The 5,246-nt window shown below is 70.2% G+C and carries 3 protein-coding genes; 1 reads left to right on the top strand and 2 read right to left on the bottom strand.

All coding sequences use genetic code 11. The features are described from left to right. Positions 1-1,434: MFS transporter (locus H5J30_RS16600; RefSeq protein WP_309505551.1), on the bottom strand; the 1,434-nt coding region annotated here is incomplete at its 3' end. A gap of 1,801 nt (positions 1,435-3,235) precedes the next feature. Here H5J30_RS16600 and H5J30_RS16595 point away from each other — a divergent pair. Continuing rightward, positions 3,236-4,294 (top strand): AfsR/SARP family transcriptional regulator, encoded by a 1,059-nt coding sequence (locus H5J30_RS16595; RefSeq protein ID WP_181788204.1) that lies wholly within the window; start codon positions 3,236-3,238, stop codon positions 4,292-4,294. Positions 4,295-4,417: 123 nt separating this feature from the next. Here the strand turns inward: H5J30_RS16595 and H5J30_RS16590 are convergent, their stop codons facing one another. Next, entirely contained in the window at positions 4,418-5,089 is a 672-nt protein-coding gene (locus H5J30_RS16590) for a response regulator transcription factor (protein ID WP_181788203.1), read from the bottom strand. Positions 5,090-5,246: the final 157 nt, after the last annotated feature.

The raw sequence follows: 5,246 nt of genomic DNA, 5'->3' as shown, positions 1-5,246 counted from the left end.
CGCGAAAAGGCCGGCGCACCACCAGAACACGGTGACGTAGCTCTCGACCGCGGCCAGGCGGAGCAGTTCCGCGGTCGGCTGCCCCTGGGCGTGCTCGGCCAGGTAGTCGGTGAGGGCGCTCGCCGCGAGGGTGTTGAGCAGCGCGGTGCCCACCGAGCCGCCGAGCTGCTGGCCGACCTGGATGCCCGCCGAGGCGATGCCGGCGTCCTGCGGCCGGACGCCGGTGGTGCCGGTCTGCAGCGCCGCGGCGAAGATCAGGCCCATGCCGAAGCCGAGGACGAGGATCGGGCCGAGGAGCGTGGTGACGTAGCGGGAGTCGACGTCCACCGTGGTCAGCCAGGCCAGGCCGGCGGCGTTGAGCGCCAGGCCCGCGACGACCAGCGGCCTCGGGCCGTACCTCGGCATGATCTTGATGTTGCCGATGTTCACGGCCACGGCGGTGAGCACGACCATCGGCAGCAGGGCGACGCCCGAGGTGAGCGCCGAGTAGTCGAGCGTGGTCTGCATGTAGTAGATGAGGAAGAGGAAGAACCCGAACATGCCGGCGCCGACGAACAGCATCAGCAGGTACGCACCGCCGCGGTTGCGGTCGAGGACGACGCGCGGCGGCAGCAGCGGGTGCGCCGCACGCGCCTGCCGGGCCGCGAAGGCGAGCAGAAGCACTCCGCCGGCGACGAGGAAGCCCCAGGTCTGCGGGGTGCTCCAGTCCTCGTTCGCGGCGTGGGAGAAGCCGTAGACGACGCAGAACATCGCGCCCGACACCAGGACGACGCCGGGGAGGTCGAGCTTGGTGCGCGGGCCGGTGGCGGCCGCGTCGCGGCCGATCGGCAGCCCCGCGCCCAGCAGCGCGACGCCGGCGAAGAGCAGGTTGACGAACATGCACCAGCGCCAGGACAAACCCGAGGTGAGCGCCCCGCCGATGATCAGGCCGAGGCCCGCGCCGCTGGCCGCGACCGCGCCGTACGCGCCGAACGCCCTGCCCTTCTCCCGGGGGTCGGTGAAGGTCGTGCTCAGCAGCGTGAGGGTGGCCGGCGCGAGGAGCGCGGCGAAGACGCCCTGGCCCGCGCGGGCGGCGACCAGCATCTCGAAGCCGGTCGCGGCGCCGCCGACGGCGGAGGAGCCGGCGAAGCCGACGAGGCCCACGAGGAAGCTCCGCTTGAGGCCGAAGAGGAGGACGAGCCGGCCGCAGAAGAGCAGCAGACTGCCGAACGCCAGCGCGTACGCGGTCACGACCCACTGCCGGTTGGCGAGCGAGAACCCCAGGTCCTCCTGCGCCGACGGGAGGGCGAGATTCATGATCGTCACATCGAGGACCACCATGAGCTGCGCGACGCAGATGACGACGAGGACGAGCCACCGCCTGGGGTCCGGCCCCGCTGCCCCGGTCGTCCCCGGGCCCGGCCCGGCGGCTGCATCCGCGCTCTGTGCTGCCACGGTCGTCTCCTCGTCGCGTGTGACGGACGTGCGTCTTTCACGCTCATGACAGCGGTCGCCGGGGGAATGTGACCCCGCTGCCGGAAGAGGCACGCGAGGGCCGCGTGGGGTCTCCCGGAAAAAAATTCATGATCGTCTGTCACATTTCGGGGCCGCCAACTGTCATGTATATGAGGTCTCTTGCTTGCTTCGACCCGGGAAGGGGCAAAATAGACAAACCGCACCCCCCTCGCGGTACGGCTCCCGGATACGCCTCCGGTTCGCGGCCCCTCCCCCAAGGCCCGCGCCGCCACCGGTGGTTCGCCGGTCACCGCCCACTCCGCGGTATCCCCAGCGCCGCGGCTCCCCACACCCTCCGGACCGATTCTACTCCCGCTCTCATTGCAAAGAACCGGCCACCCTGCCCTGCCGTTGCGGAAGATTCGATTCACCGCACCCGGCAATAGGAAACGGCAGGGGAACGTCTGGCGAAGCGTCCCGCAACGAGGCCGCTCCGCGACTTCGGTGACCCCTCGGAGAACTCCGGATTATTTCGTCGCAATAATCGCCTGAATCCCGTAAGGGAAAGGTGGGCGTCGGCCTCGGGACAGGTCGTTGACCAGCCCGGGAGCGGTATGCGTTCGAGCCCCGGCGAGCGGAATGAAATTTCATTCCTGACTTTGCAGATCTTACCTTCCCTCCCACCCTCCGGCGGCAGCTCGCGCGCGGCCCGCGGCCGGGGCTGCCGTCACGCTCTGCTACCCGCGCGGAGGGCTCCGGCGGTGCTGACACGAGGTCTACGGCCACGGCCCCGGCCGGCCTGAAACGGAACCGGAAGCTCCACACTCTCCCCCCTTCCACAGCCCCGTCCACCTGGGCATCCGTCCCCTCCGCGACGATGGGAGAGGAGCCCTGGTCGATCTTGCAAAAACGTCCCGGCAGTGCACCCTTCTAGCAACTTCCTGCTATCTCGCGGAGGATGGCAGGACCTTGCCCCTCTGCCCCTGTGGAGTAATCGATCAGACCTTCGACGTGCGGGAACAGGCCGATACGGGATCAAGGGGGCGCCATCACCGCAGGAACGGTGTTGACAACCCCCCATTGCGATGTTGAGATCGAATAGCCGGTGAGAAAAGCGTCGAAGCCCCCAGATCGATCGTTGCTCTCGGTGTTCGGCAGCCGGAGATCCATTGCGTTGTGTATCGGCCGCGTAAAGCCGGGGCCCGCATTGCCGGGCCTTGACTGGATTAGCGTTCACGGCTACGCTGACCCCCGGCCAGTCTCGGGGGACTGGACAACAAACACGGGGGCAGCAGAAATGCTAACGATCGACGCAGGTCCGGAACCCGGCCACTGGCCAGACGGCCAGGCCGAGATTCGCTGGCCGCCAAATCCGGCAAAAGTCGAATGTGACGAAACTCCAGTTGAGATTGCTGCTTTCCGGCAGCAAATCATTGCGGCGCCTTCGCTCCCTCACGCGGCGCACGTCGTCTCCGCGGCCCGTCCTGTGATCCGGCAGCGCACACCCATGGCGCTGCCGCACGGACGGGCCGCAGTCATGCCGCGGCGTGGGAGTGATCCCCAGAGCGCCACGCAGCACCACTCGCGTACACCGCACGGAACGTACGGTGACCGGATCTTGCTTGGCTGTACGGCCGGCAGCCTGGCCGGGCCGACACCCGGCCCTGGTCAGGCGCCCCGGAAAAGGCGGTGAGATGTTGGGAGTTCAGAGATGACGAACGACAGAACCAACGTCGACACGATGGTTATCGGCGCTGGATCGGGTGGAAGCTGCCAGTCCCACTCCGAGGGCGGGCAGCGGATGGGAACCGGTACCGGAGATGCGCGGCGCATCGCGGAGCTGGAGCGCGAGGTTCAGGAACTCCGCCGCGCCAACGAGATATTGAAGGTGTATTTCGCCAAGGAACTCGATCGCGAACTCGAAGCCACTCCGTCACCCCTCGTCGTCGGAACGCCCAGCGGGCCGGCTCGTCCGGAGGCGCCGCCGACCGCGCCCCCGACCCCGTCGCGCCCGATCCGCTGGAGCCCCGCACAGCCGTCCATGACCCCGGCCCCGCCCCGGCCCATGGCGGAGTTCCGGGCCCTTGGTCCCATCGAGGCCGTCGTCGGCGGCCGACTGCTGGACCTGGGCGCCCCCAAGCAGCGTGCCCTGCTCGCCCTGCTGGTCAGCAAGGTGGGCCAACCGGTGGCGGTCGACGTCATCGTCGAGGAGCTGTGGAACGGCAACCCGCCGCCCTCGGCGATCACCTCACTGCAGGCGTACGTGGCCAACCTGCGCCGCGTCCTCGAACCCAACCGCGCCCCGCGCACCTCCGCGACCGTGCTCCGCACCTACGGTCGCGGCTATCTGCTGGACAACCACGTCGTCGAGGTCGACGTGCACCGGTTCAGCGAGCGCGCCGGCGCCGGCTGGGAGGCCCTCGACAGAGGCAAGCCCCAAGAGGCGCTGCGTGAATTAGAAGCCGGTCTCATGCTGTGGCGGGGTCAGGCGTACGCGGAGGTGGCCGACACCACGTACGTACGGCCCGAGGTCGCCCGGCTGGAGGAGCTTCGGCTGTCGGTCATCGAGGGGCGGTGCGCCGCGCTGCTCGCGGTGGGCGCCCACGAGATGGCGGTGGCCGAGCTGGAGGCGTTCACGCAGGCGCATCCGCTGCGTGAATACGGCTGCGAGCTGCTCAGCCTGGCGCTGTACCGGGCCGGCCGGCAGGCCGACGCCCTCGCGGTGCTGCGCACCAACCAGCGCAGGCTGGCGGAGGAGCTGGGTATCGATCCCCGGCCCGCGCTGCAGCACTTGGAGAACGAGATTCTGAACCATGCGCCCGCGCTCGACTGGCGGCCGCGCCGGGGCGGTGGTGCGTGAGATCGCCGCATCGCGATCTCTTTGCTCGGGCATCCGCACACTGTCCGAAATGCCGTCGCGGCTCGGGGAGACCCCTCCCCGGGCCGCTTCCGCTTCCCGCCGGGGCGCGGCCCGTCCCGCGGCTCACTCCCGGGACCGCACCAGTCCCGACTGGTAGGCGAGGACCACGAGTTGGGCGCGGTCGCGGGCGGCCAGCTTCGTCTTCGCGCGCTGCACGTGGGTGCGTACGGTCAGCGGGCTGACGACCAGCTCCGCGGCGATCTCGGCGTTGGACTTCCCCTGCGCGACCAGCGCCGTCACCTCGCGCTCCCGGGCGGTGAGCACCGCCAGGTCCTCCGGTACGGCCCGGGCGGTGCCCGGCTCCGGAGTGGCGAGGAAGCGGGCGATGAGCGCGCGGGTGGCGGCCGACGACAGCAGCGCGTCACCGGCGGCGACGGTGCGGATGGCGTCGACGAGTTCGTCCGCGGAGGCGTCCTTGCCGAGGAAGCCGCCGGCGCCGGCGCGCAGCGCGCGGGCCACGTGCTCGTCCGTCTGGAACGTGGTGAGGACGAGCACGCGCACGTCCGTCAGCTCCGGGTCGGCGCAGATCGCCTCGGTCGCGGCGAGGCCGTCGGTGCCGGGCATGCGGATGTCCAGGACGGCGACGTCGGGGCGGTGGGCGCGGGCGAGTTCCACGGCCTCGGCGCCGTCGGCGGCCTCGGCGACGACCTCCAGGTCGGCGTACGAGTCGACGAGCATCCGGAACGTCGCCCGCAGCAGGGCCTGGTCGTCGGCGAGCAGCACGCGGACGGTCATCGGGGCTCTCCGGAGTTCTCGGGGTGCCGCTCGGCATCCTCTTCGGGGTGCTGCCCGGACCGCTGCCCGGACTGCCGCGGAACCGGGGGCTCCCGCCGTACGGGCAAGGGCAGTTCCGCGGTCACAGCTGGGCACCTACAACAACACCGTCGAGCGG

It is taken from the genome of Streptomyces phytophilus (assembly GCF_013870535.1).
Lineage (GTDB): Bacteria > Actinomycetota > Actinomycetes > Streptomycetales > Streptomycetaceae > Streptomyces > Streptomyces phytophilus.
This window is presented reverse-complemented; position numbering and strand designations above follow the sequence as displayed.